This is a genomic window from Klebsiella sp. 141162, assembly GCF_050600755.1.
In the GTDB taxonomy this organism is placed as follows: Bacteria; Pseudomonadota; Gammaproteobacteria; order Enterobacterales; family Enterobacteriaceae; genus Klebsiella; species Klebsiella aerogenes.
Genome location: NZ_JAQIRI010000002.1, coordinates 362729 through 379607, shown reverse-complemented (window position 1 = coordinate 379607; position 16879 = coordinate 362729). Strand labels below are relative to the sequence as shown.

The window sequence follows — 16879 nt, the reverse complement described above, 5'->3', positions numbered from 1 at the left end:
AAACCATCGTGAAAGCGCTACTATCGGCATAACCAACTAACACTCTAGCCTTAGTACCTGTGTCGCAAGATATGGTGCTCTGGCCGCGGCAGCCGCGCTGTCGCCAGGGCGTGGAAAGAAATGACCACGCCTCCCGTACTTGGAAAGGTGTATATGGCCTCACAGCTTACTGATGCATTTGCGCGTAAGTTTTATTACTTGCGCCTGTCGATTACCGACGTGTGTAACTTTCGTTGCACCTACTGCCTGCCGGACGGCTACAAGCCTGGCGCCGTGACCAACAAGGGCTTTCTTAGCGTAGACGAAGTGCGCCGCGTGACGCGCGCTTTTTCCGCCCTTGGCACGGAAAAAGTCCGCCTTACCGGCGGCGAACCCTCTTTACGTCGCGACTTTACCGAGATTATTGCCGCCGTGCGTGAAAACAGCGCGATTCGTCAGATCGCGGTGACCACCAATGGTTACCGTCTGGCTCGCGATGTCGAACGCTGGCGCGATGCCGGGCTGACGGCGATAAACGTCAGCGTCGATAGCCTCGACGCTCGCCAGTTCCATGCCATTACCGGTCAGGATAAATTCCAGCAGGTGATGGACGGTATTGACGCCGCCTTTGCCGCCGGTTTTGAAAAGGTTAAGGTCAACACCGTGCTGATGCGTGATGTCAACCATCACCAGCTCGACACCTTCCTCGCGTGGATCAAACCACGTCGTATTCAGCTGCGTTTTATTGAGTTAATGGAAACCGGCGAGGGCAGCGACCTGTTCCGCCGTCACCACATTTCCGGCATGGTGCTGCGCGATGAACTGCTGCGTCGCGGCTGGATCCACCAGATCCGTCAGCGAAGCGATGGCCCGGCCCAGGTCTTTTGCCATCCGGATTACGCCGGCGAAATCGGCTTGATCATGCCCTATGAAAAAGACTTCTGCGCCACCTGTAACCGTCTTCGCGTCTCATCCGTTGGCAAACTGCACCTGTGTCTGTTTGGCGAAGGCGGCGTAGATCTGCGCGACCTGATGGCCGAGGATGAGCAGCAGGCCGAGCTGGAAGCGCGGATAGCCGAAGCCTTAACCCATAAAAAGCAGACCCATTTCCTGCACCAGGGCAACACCGGTATTACGCAGAACCTGTCGTATATTGGCGGATAATCGTTTTCGAAAGGAGCATTCAGATGAGCCAGGCTAGCGCTGAGTTTATCCCGACCCGTATTGCTATTCTTACCGTTTCCAACCGCCGCGGCGAAGAGGACGATACCTCCGGCCACTGGCTGCGCGATGCGCTGCACGAAGCGGGACATACCCTCGTCGATAAGGCGATTGTGAAAGAGAACCGCTACGCGATTCGCGCCCAGGTTTCGGCGTGGATTGCCAGCGATGAGGTGCAGGTGGTGCTGATCACCGGTGGTACCGGTTTTACCGACGGCGATCAGGCGCCGGAAGCGCTGCTGCCGCTGTTTGACCGCGAGGTCGAAGGTTTTGGCGAAGTGTTCCGTATGCTTTCGTTTGAAGAGATTGGCACCTCGACGCTGCAGTCCCGTGCCGTTGCCGGCGTTGCCAACCGCACGCTGATTTTCGCCATGCCGGGCTCGACTAAGGCCTGCGCCACCGCGTGGGACAATATTATCGCGCCGCAGCTGGATGCGCGCACTCGCCCGTGCAACTTCATTCCTCATTTAAAGAAATAGTTTATGTCACAACTGACCCACATTAACGCCGCGGGCGAAGCCCACATGGTTGACGTTTCCGCCAAAGCGGAAACGGTGCGCGAGGCGCGCGCTGAGGCATACGTTGAAATGCAGGCCGCAACGCTTGCGATGATCATTGACGGCAGCCACCATAAAGGCGATGTGTTCGCCACCGCGCGTATCGCCGGGATCCAGGCAGCGAAACGTACCTGGGAGCTGATCCCGCTGTGTCATCCGCTGATGCTCAGCAAAGTAGAAGTGAACCTGCAGGCGCAGCCGGAACATAACCGCGTGCGCATTGAGTCACTCTGCCGCCTGACCGGTAAAACCGGCGTAGAGATGGAAGCGCTGACCGCGGCCTCGGTTGCCGCGCTGACCATCTACGATATGTGTAAAGCGGTACAGAAAGATATGGTGATTGGCCCGGTACGTCTGCTGGCGAAAAGCGGCGGTAAGTCCGGCGATTTTAAGGTGGAGGAAGCCCATGATTAACGTCCTGTTTTTTGCCCAGGTGCGCGAACTGGTTGGCACCGATACCCTGACTCTCGACGCCAGCGAATTGCCGACCGTTGAAGCCGTGCGTCAGCAGCTTGCCGCGCGCGGAGACCGCTGGGCGCTGGCGCTGGAAGAAGGAAAATTGCTGGCGGCGGTCAACCAGACGCTGACCTCGTTTGACCATCCGGTCGCGAGCGGCGACGAAGTGGCGTTTTTCCCGCCGGTGACCGGGGGCTAAGATGACGCAAACTCGTATCGTGGTTAGCCCGGCACGCTTTTGCGTCGGTGATGAGTATCCGTGGCTGGCCGAGCGCGATGAAGACGGCGCGGTGGTCACCTTCACCGGCAAAGTGCGTAATCATAATCTCGGCGACAGCGTGAAAGCGCTGACCCTGGAGCACTATCCGGGCATGACCGAGAAATCGCTGGCGGAAATCGTCGAACAGGCGCGGGAGCGTTGGCCGCTTGGCCGGGTGACGGTTATCCATCGCATTGGCGAAATGTGGCCGGGCGAAGAGATTGTTTTTGTTGGCGTGACCAGCGCCCACCGCGGTAGCGCCTTCGCCGCCGGCGAGTTCATTATGGATTACCTGAAAACCCGCGCGCCGTTCTGGAAACGCGAGGCGACGCCGGAAGGCGAACGCTGGGTCGATGCCCGCGACAGCGATCATCAGGCGGCAGAGCGCTGGTAGTGTGATACGCTTACTGAGAGAAACTTGTTAATCAGGAGATAGTCATGGACAGATTCCCTCGTTCCGATTCAATTGTTCAGAGCCGCAGCGGCCTGCAGACCTATATGGCGCAGGTTTACGGCTGGATGACGGTCGGGTTGTTGTTAACCGCGTTTATCGCGTGGTTTGCGGCGAATACCCCGGCGGTCATGATGTTCGTCTTTTCAAGCAAAATCACTTTCTTCGGGCTGATTATCGCCCAACTGGCGCTGGTGTTTGTGCTCTCGGGGATGGTGCAGCGCTTAAGCGCGGGCATGGCGACAACGCTATTTATGCTTTATTCGGCGCTGACCGGACTAACGTTAGCGAGCATCTTTATCGTTTATACCTATTCGTCTATCGCCAGCACTTTTGTGGTCACCGGCGGGATGTTCGGCGCGATGAGCCTGTATGGTTACACCACCAAGCGCGATCTGAGCGGCTTCGGCAGCATGCTGTTTATGGGGCTGATTGGTATCGTGCTGGCGTCGTTGGTTAACCTGTGGCTGAAGAGCGAAGCGCTGATGTGGGCGGTGACTTACATTGGTGTGGTGGTGTTTGTCGGCCTGACCGCCTACGATACCCAGAAGCTGAAAAACATCGGCGAGCAGATTGATACCCGCGATAGCGCCACGCTGCGTAAATATTCGATTCTCGGCGCTTTAACGCTGTATCTGGACTTCATCAACCTGTTCCTGATGCTGCTGCGTATCTTCGGCAACCGCCGTTAATATCATCCCGGATAGCGGCGCGATGCGCCTTATCCGGGCTACCAATCCAGGCAATCCGCAAAAATGTCGCCCGGTAAGCGCAACCGGGCCGTTTCATCCGCGGGCCAGCTTGCGTTCGTTCTTCTGCCGCAGCTTTTTCGCCCGACTCTCCAGCACCAGATAAGCGATGGTCGCCAGCAGCAGCGGCAGAAAATAGTACAGCGCGCGCCACGCCAGCAGAGCGGCAATTATCGCCCCCTTCGAAATCGACTCGCCGGAGAGCATGGCGATAAACACCGCCTCCAGCACGCCAATTCCGGCGGGAATATGAACGATAACGCCGGCGATACTGCTCACCAGCAGCACGCCCAGCACCAGAAAATAGTTAATCTCGCTGCCCAGGAGCAGCCAGATAATCGCCCCCATCACCATCCAGTTCGCCGCCGAAATCCCTATCTGTAGTAGAGCGAAACGAAAAGAGGGCAGCACCAGCCGCTGCCCCTTAATCGTCATGTGGCGGCGTTTAGCGAAGGCGCAAGCGAAAAGATAGAGCAGGGTAAAAAGCAGCAGAACGCCGCCAATAATACGTAGCGTGGTTTGGCTAATGTACCAGTGCGGCGGCAGCGTCACCAGATTCGCGGTGAATATGACGCCGCCCAGCAGAATATAGCCCAGCCAGTTAGTGGTAATGCTAAGCGAGAAAATACGGGTAATGGTGCTGCCGTTCAGCCCCAGCCGCGAGTATAGCCGATAGCGCATTCCGATCCCGCCGACCCAGGTACTCAGCGTCAGGTTAAAGGCGTAGCAGATAAACGACACCAGCATCACCTGTTTTTTTGCCAGCTTATGGCCGCACCAGGCTCGCCCGAGCAGATCGTAGCAGCCATAAATCAGGTAGCTGACGATAACCAACCCAACGGCGCTAAATAGCGCCAGACGATCGTAGCCGCGGATAACCTTCCATACATCCTGCCAGTCGACCTTTTGCGCGTAAATCACCAGCAATACGATAACGGCGATAAAAAAGAGCACGGTCAGCACTCTTTTCACCATCCGCCAGCGGGGATGCGATTTGCTCATAGCGGATTGTCTCTGGTTTGCGTTTCTACCCGGTCCTGGGTTTCGATTTCCGGCTGCACCGGCGGGCTGACCCTGGCCAACTGCGGGGTATGCGCCGGCAGCCAACCGACCCAGGCGGGGAAGTGGCGCAGAAAGTGGAAGGCCAGCACGCTGACGCCGAGCCGCCACCAGTTGCGTTTTGGCAGCATAGACTTATCTATCTGCTGGCAATCTCTGGCGATAAGGCCGTTGAGGTTATCGCGCAGGGTCTGGTTGAACTCGCGGTCGTGGATAATCAGGTTGGCCTCCAGATTCAACGACAGGCTCAGCGGGTCGAGGTTACTGGAACCGACGGTGGCCCAGTGGTCGTCCGCCAGCGCTACCTTGCCATGCAGCGGACGGCGGCGGTATTCATACACCTGAACGCCGCCTTTAATCAGGTAGTGGTACAGCAGATGGGCGCCAAACTTAACAATCGGAATATCCGGCTCGCCCTGGACAATCAGCTTGACCCGTACGCCGCGCCGGGCGGCATTGCGCATGGCGTGCAGCAGACGGTAGCCGGGAAAGAAATAGGCGTTGGCGATGATGACCTCGCGGCGGGCGCTGGTCAGCATCTTCAGATAGTGACGTTCAATATCGTCACGATGTTCGTGATTATCGCGCCAGATAAATAGCGCCTGCGCTTCGCCAGGGGTTTGGTTAATTTCCGGCTGATGGCGACGGCGACGCCACCAGCGGCGGGCTGCCTCGCTGGTGGGCAGGTTCTCCAGCTCGAATTGTAGAATATCGAGCACCACCGGCCCCTCAACCTGCACGGCATAATCTTGTTTCGCCTCCGGACCGTAATCGCTCATGTGCTCGGCAGAGTAGTTGATGCCGCCGACAAACGCCGTTGTGTCGTCAATCACCACGATTTTTCGATGCATGCGGCGGAATAAATTGGTACGCATACCCATTAGCCGGGGGCGCGGATCGTAGTAGCGGAAGACCACGCCAGCGGCGGTGAGTTCGCCAACAAACTCATCGCTGAGATCAGGCGAGCCGTAGCCGTCGAGCAGCACTTCCACCTGAATACCGCGGCGGGCGGCTTTCAGCAGCACCGCATGCAGTCGCCAGCCCACCTCATCTTCAAACCAGATAAAGGATTCGAGGATCACCTTGCGCTGCGCGCGGCCAATGGCGGCGAATAACGCCGGATAATACTGGTCGCCATTCTCCAGTAGGGTAATACGATTGCCTTCCTGCCAGCGACATTTCACAGATGTATCTCCACGCTCAGGGGCGCATGATCGGACAGATGCCGCCAGTGTTTAAGAGCCAGCGCCTTCGGATGGCTGGCATGAGCATTCTTAACGTAAATACGATCGAGGCGCAGCAGCGGAAAAGCGACCGGAAAGGTGCGCACCGGCCGCCCGCGGGCGCGAGTAAAAATCTCTTCAAGCCCCGCCTGCGCTTTTAAGGGCTGATTAGCCTGCTGGCGCCAGTCGTTGAAATCACCAGCTACTACCACCGGATCGTCTGCCGGTAGCGTATTGACCCACTCCGCCAGCATCGTTAGCTGTGCCTGCCGCTGGTGCGCGCGAAGACCGAGATGCACGCAGATGACGTGGATCGTCACGCCGCTGCGCGGAGGTACGATGCGACAGTAAAGCAGGCCGCGTTTTTCGCCATTGCCGACTGAGATATCGCGATTTTCATAGTATTCAATGGGAAAGCGCGACAGTACCGCATTGCCGTGATGGCCTTCGGGGTAGACCGCGTTGCGCCCGTAGGCGTAATCGCTCCACATGGTGTCGGCAAGAAACTCGTAATGGGTGGTGTCAGGCCAGTTTTCGATATGCAAAGGGTGCACTTCGTGCGCGCCCATCACTTCCTGTAGGCAAACTATGTCGGCGCTGACGCTGCGAACGGCCTCGCGCAGTTCGGGCAAAATAAAACGCCGATTAAACGCCGTAAAGCCTTTATGAGTGTTAATTGTCAGCACGTTCACCGAAATTCGCGACGTTGGCTCAGCCATAATTCTCCAGTTAATGTCACTTTCCTGAATAAAATAGTGTAGTAGACGTCACAAAAAGATGCGGTGATACGGAATTTTCCGTAAAGTGCGGTACTCTGAGTAGCAGAGAAAAATCCTTCAGGAGAGAAGCCATGAAGTGGCAACAACGTGTACGCGTCGCAACAGGTCTTAGTTGCTGGCAGATTATGTTGCATCTACTGGTCGTGGCAGTACTGGTGATGGGTTGGATGAGCGGCGCGCTGGTGCGCGTCGGATTAGGGCTGTGCGTACTGTACGGCGTCACGCTGCTGGCGATGCTGTTTTTACAGCGTCACCATGAAGCACGCTGGCGCGATGTGGGGGACTTCCTTGAGGAGCTCACCACAACCTGGTACTTCGGCGCCGCCATGATAGTGCTCTGGTTGTTGTCGCGCGTGCTGCACAACAACCTGCTGCTGGCCCTCGCCGGGCTGGTCATACTGGCAGGCCCGGCGGTGGTATCGCTGCTGGCGAAAGATAAAAAACTAGGCAATCTTTCTTCGGAACATCGCATACGCCGCTGAGCCGGTAGTGGCCGCTATGACTAATAGCGGCCACAAACTTCCCCACACAATCTTCAGACTCGCATCCTTCAGATAAATTTGTTTGGTGATATCGGTAAAGTGCCGGATAGGGTTGAGCCAGGTGATGTCCTGCAGCCACTGCGGCATGTTTTCTACCGGTGAAACGTAGCCGGAAAGCAGAATCGCCGGCATCATAAAGACGAACACGCCGATAAATGCCTGCTGCTGGGTTGAACACAGCGAAGAAATCAATAAGCCAAAGCCCACCAGAGAGAGTCCGTAAATCAGCATGGTGAAATAGAACAGCAGCAGCGAGCCGGCAAATGGGATCTGATAGGCCCAGATGCCGATTGCCAGCACGATAGTCGCCTGCATCGTGGCGACTATCAGCGCCGGTACCGCTTTGCCAACGAATATTTGCCAGGTGGCGAGCGGTGAAACCAGCAGCTGATCGAGGGTGCCCTGTTCGCGCTCGCGAGCCACCGACAGCGAGGTGACGATCATCACCCCGATGGTGGTGATCATGGCGATAAGCGACGGCACCACGAACCATTTATAGTCGAGATTCGGGTTGTACCAGTTGCGCACCACCAGTTCGCTGTTGTTCGGTTTCGCTTTGTCCTGCAGCAGATCCTGCTGATAGTTTTTAACAATCTGCTGTAGATAGTTAGCGGCGATTTGCGCGCTGTTGGAGTTACGCCCGTCGAGCAGTAGCTGTAGCGGGGCGGTTTGATAGTTGTCGAGATTACGCGAGAAATCCGCCGGGAAGCGCACCACGAGCAGGGCTTTTTGTTCATCGATGGTCGGCTGGATCTCCTGCGGGCTTTTCAGAAGCAGGACGTGGGTAAAGGCCTTTGCGCGGGCAAAGCGCTGGGTGAGCTCCACCGCGTGGCGGCCGCTATCTTCGTTATAGATAGCGATGGTAGCGTTGGTCACCTCAAGCGTGGCAGCAAAGGGAAACAGCAGTACCTGAATCAGCACCGGCATGATTAAAATCATCCGCGTTTGCGGTTCGCGCAGCAGCGACTGCAGCTCTTTGCGGATTAATGTCCATAAACGATGAAACATAGAACCTTCCTCATGTCGGACCCGGGCGACCGAAACCTATCGTAGGCCCGTTAAGCGTAGCGCCACCGGGCAAAATTCGAGCGCCAGGGTTAATCCAGACGCCGTTTGGTTTTAAGCCACGTCAGGCCGATAAACATCACCGCCGAAGCAATCAAAAACAGCACGTTCACCAGCAGCACCACGGGAATATTGCCCGCCAGAAACAGGCTTTGCAGGGTGTTAACGAAATAACGCGCCGGGATCACGTAGGTCACCGCGCGGATCACCGCCGGCATACTGTCTATCTGGAAAATAAACCCCGACAACATAATCGACGGTAAAAAAGCGGCGTTCAACGCGACCTGCGCGGCGTTAAATTGGTTGCGGGTAATGGTCGAGATCAGTAGCCCCATTCCCAGCGTACTGAGCAAAAACAGGCTGGTGATGACAAACAAAATTAGCAGCGAGCCGCGATAGGGCACGCCGAGAATAAATACCGATACCAGCATACACAGCAACATCGCCAGCATGCCAAGGAAATAGTAGGGAATTATCTTGCACAGCAGCAGTTCGGCGCGGGTGATTTCGGTGGATAGCAGCGCTTCCATGGTGCCGCGTTCCCATTCGCGCGCTACCACCAGCGAGGTCAATATCGCGCCGACCACGGTCATGATGATGGTAATTGCGCCGGGGATAATAAAGTGCTGACTGATGGCCGCTGGGTTAAACCAGTAGCGCATCTGCACGTCAATAAGCGGTTCAAAGGTTTCACCGCGGTCTTCCGCCCGCTGCTGTTGCCAGATCTGCCAGATACCTTCGACGTAGCCCTGCGCGAAGTTAGCGGTGTTAGGCTCGCTGCCGTCGGTAATCAACTGAATCGGCGCATTGGCGCCGGCGCGGGCCATCTGACGGTCAAAATCGACGGGAATGACGACCATCGCGCGAATGCGCCCGGCCTGCATCAGCTCAATCAACTGCTGGCGATTATCGCTGACGGTGGCGTCGATGTAGGGCGAGCCGGTCATGGTATGGACAAAGTCCAGCGCCTCTTCGCTCTGCTGTTCCAGCAATACGCCGACCCGCAGTTTACTGGAGTCGAGGTTAATGCCGTAGCCGAAGATAAACAGCAGGAGTAGCGGGATCACCACCGCAATCAGCCAACTGCTGGGATCGCGGACGATCTGCCGGGTCTCTTTGACGCACAGCGCGCGAACCCGTCGCCAGGAGAGAATGCTATTGCTCATGACCGTTTTCCTTGTCCCATTGGTTAATCAGGGTAATAAACGCCTGTTCCATGGTGGGATCCGCCTGACTGTCATTCGCCGCCTGCGCCTTCAGCGCGTCCGGCGTGCCGCTGGCGATAAGCTTACCGTGGTAGACCAGCCCGATGCGGTCGCAGTATTCCGCCTCATCCATAAAGTGGGTAGTCACCATCACCGTAACCCCTTTATCGACCATGCTGTTGATATGCAGCCAGAATTCGCGGCGAGTAAGCGGGTCGACGCCGGAGGTGGGTTCATCGAGAAACAGGATGTCGGGTTCATGCATCAGCGAGCAGGCCAGCGCCAGCCGCTGCTTGTAGCCGAGCGGTAGCTCATCGGCGGCGTGGCTGGCGATACTTTTCAGGCCGAAGGCATCGCTCATGCGCGCGATTTTTTCATTTTGCGCCCGGCCGCGTAGGCCGTAAACGCCGGAGAAAAAACGCAGGTTCTGCTCGACGCTGAGGTTGCCATACAGCGAGAATTTTTGCGCCATGTAGCCCAGATGCTGGCGCGCTTTACCGGAGCTAACCTTGAGATCCATCCCCAGCACCAGCGCTTTTCCGTCGGTCGGCACCAGCAGGCCGCACATCATTTTGAAGGTCGTGGATTTACCGGCGCCGTTGGGCCCGAGCAGGCCGAAAATCTCACCGCGCTTAACCTGGAAATCGACGTGATCGGTGGCGGCGAAATCACCAAACTTTTTCGTTAACGACCGTGCTTCAATGACCGTTTCGTCTTTGCTGCCGTCCACGTGATGAATAATCTCTCCCAGCGGCGACTCGGCGGTTCCGGCGCCGCCTAACAGGTCGATAAAGGCGTCTTCAAAACGCGGCGCGGTTTCGGCCACCTGTAGCGGCGGCATGTCGTTATGTTGCTGAACTTCATCAATGCGGGCTTCCTTTTTCAGAATCAAACGCACCGATTTGCCCTGAATCACGCCATCGCTAATTTGCGGGAGTTTCAGCGCTCGCTGCAGCAGACGGCGGTTGTTTTCCTGCGGGCTGGAGACCAGAAAGCTGCGCCCGGCCATGGTTTGCGTCAGCGCCTTCGGTTCGCCCTGGTAAAGCAATTTACCTTCGTTCATCAGCAGCACATCGCGGCACTGCTCGGCTTCATCGAGATAAGAGGTGCTCCACAAAATAAGCATGCCGTCGCCGGCCAGTTCGTGGACCATCTGCCACAGCTCGCGGCGCGAGATAGGATCGACTCCGACGCCGGGCTCATCTAACAGTAGCACTTTCGGATCGCCTACCAGCGTACAGGCGAGCCCCAGTTTTTGCTTCATGCCGCCGGAGAGTTTGCCGGCTAATCGCCCGGTGAAAGGGCCAAGAGAAGTGAATTCCAGCAGGCGCTCGAATATTTTCTTCCGCGCCTCGCCGGTGACGCTGCGCAGATCGGCGTACAGGTTCAGGTTTTCCATCACCGTCAGATCTTCATACAGGCCGAATTTCTGCGGCATATAGCCGAGCGCCGCGTGCAGCGCGCTGTCGTCCTTGAGCGGATCGAAGCCGATAACGCTGGCGCTGCCCTCATCAGGCTTAAGTAAACCGGCCAGCATTCGCATCAGGGTGGTTTTACCCGCGCCATCGGGGCCGACGAGCCCTGTGACGTAGCCTGAGTGAATCGTACAGTTCAGCGGCGCGACCGCGGGTCGGTCCATACCGGGAAAACCGCGTGTCAGTCCGGTTAAAGTTATCGCGTCCTTACTCATGCCCGTTTCCGTTGCTGAAGGAGACGGTGACCGGCATGCCCTGACGCAGCGCGCCGTCGGCGTCGTTCACCACGATGCGCAGGCGGTAGACGAGATCGGTACGCAAATCCGGTGTTTCCACGGTCTTCGGCGTGAATTCGGCGCTGGGGGAGACAAAGCCGATTTTACCATGATAGGGCTTGTTCGGCCGGCTATCGGTATACAGCAGTACTTCGCGCCCCGGCTGCGCCTGGCCAAGGTTTTTCTCGTCAACGTAGGCGCGTACCCAAACCGGATGGGTTAACGATAGCGTCAACACCGTGCCGCCGGCGTTCAACATGGTGCCGGGCTCTACGGCTCGGGTCATCAGGGTACCGTCGGATGGCGCGGTCAGTACGGTATCGTGCAGGTCCAGTTTGGCCTGCGCCAGGGCCGCCTGCGCCTGTTCAAGGCTGGCTTTGGCCTGGGCAATTTCCTGCGGGCGGTTACCGGCGCGATATTGACGCAGTTTGTCCTGCGCCGATTTTAGGGTCGCCTGCGCCTGATCGCGTGAAGAACGGGCGTTTTCGAGGTCGTTGGCTGAAATCGCGCTGCTGGCGCGCAGGCCGAGCTGACGTTGATAAAAATTCTGCGCATAGACCCAGGCGGCCTGCGCCTGATTAACCGCGGCCGCCGCCTGCGCAATCTCTTCGGCACGGTAGCCCGCCATCATCAAATCGTACTGCGCCTGGGCGGTGGAGACGTTGGCCTGCGCCTGCTGCAGCGCGTTCTCATACGGCGCGCGGTCAAGTTCGCCGAGGGTTTGCCCGCGGCGAATTTCATCGCCTTCATCGACGTTCAGGGTTGCCAGCCGTCCGCCGACGCGGAAGCTCATATTCACAGTGCGAATATCGACATTGCCATAGAGAGTGAGATCTTTCGCCTGGCTGCTTTGATACCACCACCAGGCGCCGCCGATCGCGGCGAGCACGATGACGACCAGTAGAACGACGACGGGTTTTTTCATGATCCCAGGCTCCTTTGCGCTAACCCTTGCAGAATGAAATCGATATGACAGGTAATCACCTGAAAAATTTGTTCAGCCTTTTGTTGATCGAACTGCGCCCAGCCGGTACGCAGTAAAATGGTTTCCCGCCCGAGGCGGAAGGCCAGCACCTCGCCAAGCAGGGCGTGGGTGTGCAGAATCATTTGCGTATCGTTGGCATCGCGCCCGGTCCAGGCGGCGATAAGCCGCGTCAAATAGCTATGTAGCGGGGCGATAACCTGCTGGTGGATAAGCTGGTAAGCCGCCGTAGGGGAGAGCTGCTCGCGAGAGATAAATTTGCTGAGGTTGACCGTGTCGTCCTGGGTCAGCAGCAGACTCATATCGCGGCAGCTGCGCAGAATCAATTCCCGCAGCGCCGGTTTGTCGGGGGGCGTCTGGGCGAGCAGGGCTTCGGCCGCTTCGGCATGCGGGCGGAAATTCTCGCCGATACAGTCGGCGATCCACTGCGCGCAGGCGAGATACAGGTCGTCTTTCGAACCGAAATAATAGGTGATAGCAGCGATATTTTGCCCGGCCTGCGCGGCGATATCGCGGGTCGTCGCATGGAGGCCATACTCGCCGAATTGCGCGATGGCGGCGGCGATAAGTTGGCTTTTGGCTTGTTCGCCTTTACTGGTGACGGAAGTACTGTTCATCGCACTCTAAAAAATTAATCAATCGATTGATTAAGAATAGAGGCGATTCGCATATCTGTCCAGAATGATGAATACTGAAGATAACGCCGCGCGGGCGAGCATTATTTTGCCGCTAAATCCTCCGGGGATATTTTATGCGGTTCGTCACAAAATCTGCTAAACTGCGCCCCTTCATGGCATTGTGGTTTTTGCCATCTCTATCGCAATAATCTCCCTGAAAACTACGCCCTTAAACGGGCCGGGGCGGTTCGGAGTTGTTATGTCTTTTGATTCCCTTGGCCTGAATCCCGATATCCTGCGCGCCGTCGCCGAGCAGGGCTACGTTGAGCCGACCCCTATCCAGCAGCAGGCGATCCCGGCTGTACTGCAGGGTCGCGACCTGATGGCCAGCGCCCAGACCGGTACCGGTAAGACCGCTGGTTTTACGCTGCCGCTGCTGCAACGTCTGATTCAGAACGAGCCGCACGCGAAGGGCCGTCGCCCGGTTCGCGCGCTGATCCTGACGCCGACCCGCGAGCTGGCGGCGCAGGTGGGCGAGAACGTCCGCGACTACAGCAAGTATCTGAATATCCGCTCGCTGGTTGTTTTCGGCGGCGTAAGCATTAATCCGCAGATGATGAAACTGCGCGGCGGCGTCGATATCCTCGTCGCCACCCCGGGCCGTCTGCTGGATCTCGAGCATCAGAATGCGGTTAGCCTCGATAAAGTTGAAGTGCTGATTCTGGATGAAGCCGACCGCATGCTGGACATGGGCTTTATCCACGACATCCGCCGCGTGCTGGCTAAACTGCCGCCGCGTCGTCAAAACCTGCTGTTCTCCGCTACCTTCTCCGACGAGATCAAAGCGCTGGCGGAAAAGCTGCTGCACAACCCGCTGGAAGTTGAAGTGGCGCGTCGTAATACCGCTTCCGAGCAGATCACCCAACACGTCCACTTTGTGGATAAGAAACGCAAGCGCGAGCTGCTGTCGCAGATGATCGGCGAAGGCAACTGGCAGCAGGTGCTGGTCTTTACTCGTACCAAGCACGGCGCGAACCATTTAGCCGAGCAACTGAATAAAGACGGTATCCGCAGCGCCGCTATCCACGGAAATAAGAGCCAGGGGGCGCGTACCCGCGCGCTGGCCGACTTTAAATCCGGCGGCATTCGCGTGCTGGTAGCGACCGATATCGCCGCCCGCGGCCTTGATATTGAAGAGCTGCCGCACGTGGTGAACTACGAGCTGCCGAACGTGCCGGAAGATTATGTCCACCGTATCGGTCGTACCGGCCGCGCGGCGGCGACCGGCGAAGCGCTGTCGCTGGTATGCGTTGATGAGCACAAGCTGCTGCGCGATATTGAACGCTTGCTGAAAAAAGAGATCCCACGGATTGCTATTGCCGGCTACGAGCCGGATCCGTCAATTAAAGCGGAGCCGATTCAAAACGGCCGTCAGCAGCGTAGCGGCGGTGGCCGTGGTCAGGGTCAGGGTCAGGGCCGCAGCGGTCAGGGCCAAAACCAGGGTCGTAGCCAGCAGGCTGCGCCGCGCCGTCAGGATGGCGAAGCGCCGAAGGCGCGCGCCCAGGACGGTAAACCGCCGCGCCGTCGTCGCCCGCGTAAACCTGCCGGCGAGTAATACGCTGATACCTGGGCTGCGGCAGCGCGTCCAGGCTCAAAACGGCCCGTCTGTCCGCTTGCGCGGCGGCGGGCCGTTCTTTTTGCTTTTTGCATCGCGTTTTATCGAGCACGCTTCCACACTCAGTAGAAAGCAATACCTCCGGGCCGCTAAAAATGGCACAATAGTGGCTGTTTATACAGTATTCAGGTTTTCTCATGGCTTTGACCGCTGCGCTAAAAGCGCAAATCGCCGCCTGGTATAAGGCGCTTCAGGAACAGATCCCGGACTTTATCCCCCGAGCCCCGCAGCGGCAGATGATTGCCGATGTGGCGAAAACGCTCGCGGGGGAAGAGGGGCGGCATCTGGCTATCGAAGCCCCGACCGGCGTCGGTAAAACGCTGTCATACCTTATCCCCGGGATCGCCATCGCTCGAGAAGAACAAAAAACGCTGGTGGTCAGCACCGCCAACGTCGCTTTGCAGGATCAAATCTACAGTAAAGATCTGCCGCTGCTGCGTAAGATCATTCCCGACCTGCGCTTTACCGCCGCCTTTGGCCGCGGGCGCTACGTTTGCCCGCGTAATCTGACGGCGCTGGCCAGCACCGAGGCGACGCAGCAGGACCTGCTGGCGTTCCTCGATGACGATCTGACGCCAAAAAACCAGGCCGAACAAAAGCTGTGCGCGACGCTGAAAACCGATCTCGACGGCTATAAATGGGATGGCCTGCGCGACCATACCGATAAGCCCATTGATGATGCCCTATGGGGGCGTTTGAGCACCGATAAAGCCAGCTGTCTTAACCGTAACTGCCACTATTATCGTGAATGCCCATTCTTCGTCGCGCGACGGGAAATTCAGGAGGCGGAAGTGGTGGTGGCCAACCATGCGTTGGTGATGGCGGCGATGGAGAGCGAAGCGGTGCTGCCGGAGCCGAAAAACCTGCTGCTGGTGCTCGACGAAGGCCATCATCTGCCGGATGTCGCCCGCGACGCCTTAGAGATGAGCGCTGAGATAACCGCTCCCTGGTACCGACTGCAGCTGGATCTGTTCAGCAAACTGGTGGCGACCTGCATGGAGCAGTTTCGTCCGAAGACGACGCCGCCGCTGGCTAACCCCGAGCGTCTCAACGAACACTGTGAAGAGCTCTATGAGCTTATCGCCTCGCTGAACAATATTCTCAATCTCTATATGCCTGCAGCTCAGGAGGCGGAACATCGTTTCCCGATGGGCGAACTACCGCAGGAGGTGATGGAAATTTGCCAGCGGCTGGCGAAGCTCACCGAAATGCTACGCGGGCTGGCGGAGCTGTTCCTGAACGACCTCAGCGAAAAGACCGGCAGCCACGATGTGGTGCGTTTGCATCGTATTCTGCTGCAGATGAACCGGGCGCTCGGTATGTTTGAAAGCCAGAGCAAGCTGTGGCGGCTGGCGTCGCTGGCGCAGTCCTCCGGCGCGCCGGTAACCAAATGGGCGACCCGCGATGTCCGCGACGGCCAGATACATGTCTGGTTCCACTGCGTCGGTATCCGCGTCAGCGATCAGCTCGAACGCCTGCTGTGGCGCAGCGTGCCGCATATTGTCGTTACCTCGGCGACCCTGCGTTCGTTGAACAGCTTCTCGCGTCTGCAGGAGATGAGCGGGCTGAAAGAGAAAGCTGGCGATCGTTTTGTGGCGCTGGATTCCCCGTTTAATCACGTCGAGCAGGGGAAAATTATTATTCCCCAGATGCGCTATGAACCGACGATTGATAACGAAGAGCAGCATATTGCCGAAATGGCGGCCTTTTTCCGCGAGCAGGTCGAGAGCAAAAAGCATCCGGGGATGCTGGTGCTGTTTGCCAGCGGACGGGCGATGCAGCGATTCCTTGAGCATGTTACCGATCTGCGCTTACTGCTGCTGGTTCAGGGCGACCAACCGCGTTATCGGCTGGTGGAGCTGCATCGTAAGCGCATTGAAGGCGGCGAGCGCAGCGTGCTGGTCGGCCTGCAGTCCTTCGCCGAAGGGCTGGATTTAAAAGGCGAGCTGCTAAGCCAGGTCCATATCCATAAAATCGCCTTCCCGCCAATCGACAGCCCGGTGGTGATTACCGAAGGCGAGTGGCTGAAAAGCCTGAACCGCTATCCCTTTGAGGTGCAAAGCCTGCCAAGCGCTTCTTTCAACCTGATTCAGCAGGTTGGGCGCCTGATCCGTAGCCATCAGTGCTGGGGCGAAGTCGTTATTTACGACAAGCGGCTGCTGACCAAAAACTACGGCGCGCGCTTGTTAAATGCGCTACCGGTATTTCCTATAGAGCAGCCGGGCGTTCCCGAGGTTATAGTAAAAAGCAAAGCAAAACAGACGCGTCGCCGACGCCGCTAAGCGGTCCGGTCGGCAAAGCATACCGCTG

17 protein-coding genes and 1 riboswitch are annotated in these 16879 nt (G+C 57.7%); of the genes, 9 read left to right on the top strand and 8 right to left on the bottom strand.

The annotated features are described in order from the left end of the window. Positions 1-28: 28 nt before the first annotated feature. Positions 29-166: riboswitch (molybdenum cofactor riboswitch) on the top strand. The 6 genes from moaA to PGR23_RS09325 all read left to right on the top strand — a co-directional run bounded on the left by moaA (position 154) and on the right by PGR23_RS09325 (position 3615). After that, the gene (gene moaA / locus PGR23_RS09350; RefSeq protein WP_059304916.1) at positions 154-1143 is read left to right on the top strand and encodes a GTP 3',8-cyclase MoaA; all 990 of its coding nucleotides are present in this window, start codon (positions 154-156) and stop codon (positions 1141-1143) included. Its footprint overlaps the riboswitch before it by 13 nt. Before the next feature lie 23 nt (positions 1144-1166). Beyond that, positions 1167-1679 carry a molybdenum cofactor biosynthesis protein B gene (gene moaB / locus PGR23_RS09345; RefSeq protein WP_045395052.1) on the top strand — a complete coding sequence of 171 codons (513 nt, stop codon included), beginning with the start codon at positions 1167-1169 and terminating at the stop codon, positions 1677-1679. A 3-nt stretch (positions 1680-1682) separates the two neighbouring features. Then, on the top strand, positions 1683-2171 hold the full coding sequence (gene moaC / locus PGR23_RS09340; RefSeq protein WP_047049152.1) for a cyclic pyranopterin monophosphate synthase MoaC: 489 nt from the start codon (positions 1683-1685) through the stop codon (positions 2169-2171). Then, positions 2164-2412 (top strand): molybdopterin synthase sulfur carrier subunit, encoded by a 249-nt coding sequence (moaD, locus tag PGR23_RS09335; protein ID WP_015367604.1) that lies wholly within the window; start codon positions 2164-2166, stop codon positions 2410-2412. The genes moaC and moaD overlap by 8 nt, the downstream gene beginning before the upstream one ends. Position 2413: 1 nt before the next feature. Then, positions 2414-2866, top strand: coding sequence for a molybdopterin synthase catalytic subunit MoaE (moaE, locus tag PGR23_RS09330; protein WP_032707649.1), 453 nt, complete (start codon positions 2414-2416; stop codon positions 2864-2866). A 44-nt stretch (positions 2867-2910) separates the two neighbouring features. Continuing rightward, positions 2911-3615: a Bax inhibitor-1/YccA family protein gene (locus PGR23_RS09325; RefSeq protein ID WP_045395050.1), complete on the top strand. Its 705-nt coding sequence runs from the start codon at positions 2911-2913 to the stop codon at positions 3613-3615. 93 nt (positions 3616-3708) lie between these two features. Here the strand turns inward: PGR23_RS09325 and PGR23_RS09320 are convergent, their stop codons facing one another. From PGR23_RS09320 to PGR23_RS09310, 3 genes are read right to left on the bottom strand one after another with little or no spacing between them, the layout of a single operon-like run. Continuing rightward, the gene (locus PGR23_RS09320) at positions 3709-4674 is read right to left on the bottom strand and encodes a lysylphosphatidylglycerol synthase domain-containing protein (protein ID WP_289577133.1); all 966 of its coding nucleotides are present in this window, start codon (positions 4672-4674) and stop codon (positions 3709-3711) included. Further along, positions 4671-5915, bottom strand: coding sequence for a cardiolipin synthase ClsB (gene clsB, locus PGR23_RS09315; RefSeq protein ID WP_015704806.1), 1245 nt, complete (start codon positions 5913-5915; stop codon positions 4671-4673). Before clsB ends, PGR23_RS09320 begins: the two co-directional genes overlap by 4 nt. Beyond that, entirely contained in the window at positions 5912-6673 is a 762-nt protein-coding gene (locus PGR23_RS09310) for an endonuclease/exonuclease/phosphatase family protein (protein ID WP_047049144.1), read from the bottom strand. The genes clsB and PGR23_RS09310 overlap by 4 nt, the downstream gene beginning before the upstream one ends. 131 nt (positions 6674-6804) lie before the next feature. Between PGR23_RS09310 and PGR23_RS09305 the strand changes: the two genes are divergently transcribed. After that, positions 6805-7215: a YbhQ family protein gene (locus tag PGR23_RS09305; RefSeq protein WP_047049141.1), complete on the top strand. Its 411-nt coding sequence runs from the start codon at positions 6805-6807 to the stop codon at positions 7213-7215. Here PGR23_RS09305 and PGR23_RS09300 read toward each other — a convergent pair. From PGR23_RS09300 to cecR, 5 genes are all read right to left on the bottom strand, one after another. After that, entirely contained in the window at positions 7177-8283 is a 1107-nt protein-coding gene (locus PGR23_RS09300; protein ID WP_396279825.1) for an ABC transporter permease, read from the bottom strand. The genes PGR23_RS09305 and PGR23_RS09300 overlap by 39 nt on opposite strands. Positions 8284-8372: 89 nt before the next feature. Next, entirely contained in the window at positions 8373-9506 is a 1134-nt protein-coding gene (locus tag PGR23_RS09295; RefSeq protein WP_042895141.1) for an ABC transporter permease, read from the bottom strand. Then, on the bottom strand, positions 9496-11235 hold the full coding sequence (locus PGR23_RS09290; protein WP_045395046.1) for an ATP-binding cassette domain-containing protein: 1740 nt from the start codon (positions 11233-11235) through the stop codon (positions 9496-9498). The genes PGR23_RS09295 and PGR23_RS09290 overlap by 11 nt, the downstream gene beginning before the upstream one ends. Then, positions 11228-12220, bottom strand: a complete 993-nt coding sequence (gene hlyD / locus PGR23_RS09285; protein WP_045395045.1) for a secretion protein HlyD — start codon at positions 12218-12220, stop codon at positions 11228-11230. Before hlyD ends, PGR23_RS09290 begins: the two co-directional genes overlap by 8 nt. Then, complete coding sequence (gene cecR, locus PGR23_RS09280) at positions 12217-12894, bottom strand: transcriptional regulator CecR (RefSeq protein WP_045395044.1); 678 nt, start codon at positions 12892-12894, stop codon at positions 12217-12219. The genes hlyD and cecR overlap by 4 nt, the downstream gene beginning before the upstream one ends. 259 nt (positions 12895-13153) lie before the next feature. Between cecR and rhlE the strand changes: the two genes are divergently transcribed. Both rhlE and dinG read left to right on the top strand, forming a co-directional pair. Next, positions 13154-14509, top strand: coding sequence for an ATP-dependent RNA helicase RhlE (gene rhlE / locus PGR23_RS09275; protein WP_047049137.1), 1356 nt, complete (start codon positions 13154-13156; stop codon positions 14507-14509). A gap of 197 nt (positions 14510-14706) precedes the next feature. Beyond that, complete coding sequence (gene dinG / locus PGR23_RS09270; protein WP_213797526.1) at positions 14707-16851, top strand: ATP-dependent DNA helicase DinG; 2145 nt, start codon at positions 14707-14709, stop codon at positions 16849-16851. Positions 16852-16879 lie beyond the last annotated feature (28 nt).

What these genes read in the sequence shown, in the direction of transcription:
- moaA (WP_059304916.1), top strand. Translation starts at nt 154, where the DNA reads ATGGCCTCACAGCTTACTGATGCATTTGCGCGTAAGTTTTATTACTTG.
- moaB (WP_045395052.1), top strand. Translation starts at nt 1,167, where the DNA reads ATGAGCCAGGCTAGCGCTGAGTTTATCCCGACCCGTATTGCTATTCTT.
- moaC (WP_047049152.1), top strand. Translation starts at nt 1,683, where the DNA reads ATGTCACAACTGACCCACATTAACGCCGCGGGCGAAGCCCACATGGTT.
- moaD (WP_015367604.1), top strand. Translation starts at nt 2,164, where the DNA reads ATGATTAACGTCCTGTTTTTTGCCCAGGTGCGCGAACTGGTTGGCACC.
- moaE (WP_032707649.1), top strand. Translation starts at nt 2,414, where the DNA reads ATGACGCAAACTCGTATCGTGGTTAGCCCGGCACGCTTTTGCGTCGGT.
- PGR23_RS09325 (WP_045395050.1), top strand. Translation starts at nt 2,911, where the DNA reads ATGGACAGATTCCCTCGTTCCGATTCAATTGTTCAGAGCCGCAGCGGC.
- PGR23_RS09320 (WP_289577133.1), bottom strand. Translation starts at nt 4,674, where the DNA reads ATGAGCAAATCGCATCCCCGCTGGCGGATGGTGAAAAGAGTGCTGACC.
- PGR23_RS09310 (WP_047049144.1), bottom strand. Translation starts at nt 6,673, where the DNA reads ATGGCTGAGCCAACGTCGCGAATTTCGGTGAACGTGCTGACAATTAAC.
- PGR23_RS09305 (WP_047049141.1), top strand. Translation starts at nt 6,805, where the DNA reads ATGAAGTGGCAACAACGTGTACGCGTCGCAACAGGTCTTAGTTGCTGG.
- PGR23_RS09300 (WP_396279825.1), bottom strand. Translation starts at nt 8,283, where the DNA reads ATGTTTCATCGTTTATGGACATTAATCCGCAAAGAGCTGCAGTCGCTG.
- PGR23_RS09295 (WP_042895141.1), bottom strand. Translation starts at nt 9,506, where the DNA reads ATGAGCAATAGCATTCTCTCCTGGCGACGGGTTCGCGCGCTGTGCGTC.
- PGR23_RS09290 (WP_045395046.1), bottom strand. Translation starts at nt 11,235, where the DNA reads ATGAGTAAGGACGCGATAACTTTAACCGGACTGACACGCGGTTTTCCC.
- hlyD (WP_045395045.1), bottom strand. Translation starts at nt 12,220, where the DNA reads ATGAAAAAACCCGTCGTCGTTCTACTGGTCGTCATCGTGCTCGCCGCG.
- cecR (WP_045395044.1), bottom strand. Translation starts at nt 12,894, where the DNA reads ATGAACAGTACTTCCGTCACCAGTAAAGGCGAACAAGCCAAAAGCCAA.
- rhlE (WP_047049137.1), top strand. Translation starts at nt 13,154, where the DNA reads ATGTCTTTTGATTCCCTTGGCCTGAATCCCGATATCCTGCGCGCCGTC.
- dinG (WP_213797526.1), top strand. Translation starts at nt 14,707, where the DNA reads ATGGCTTTGACCGCTGCGCTAAAAGCGCAAATCGCCGCCTGGTATAAG.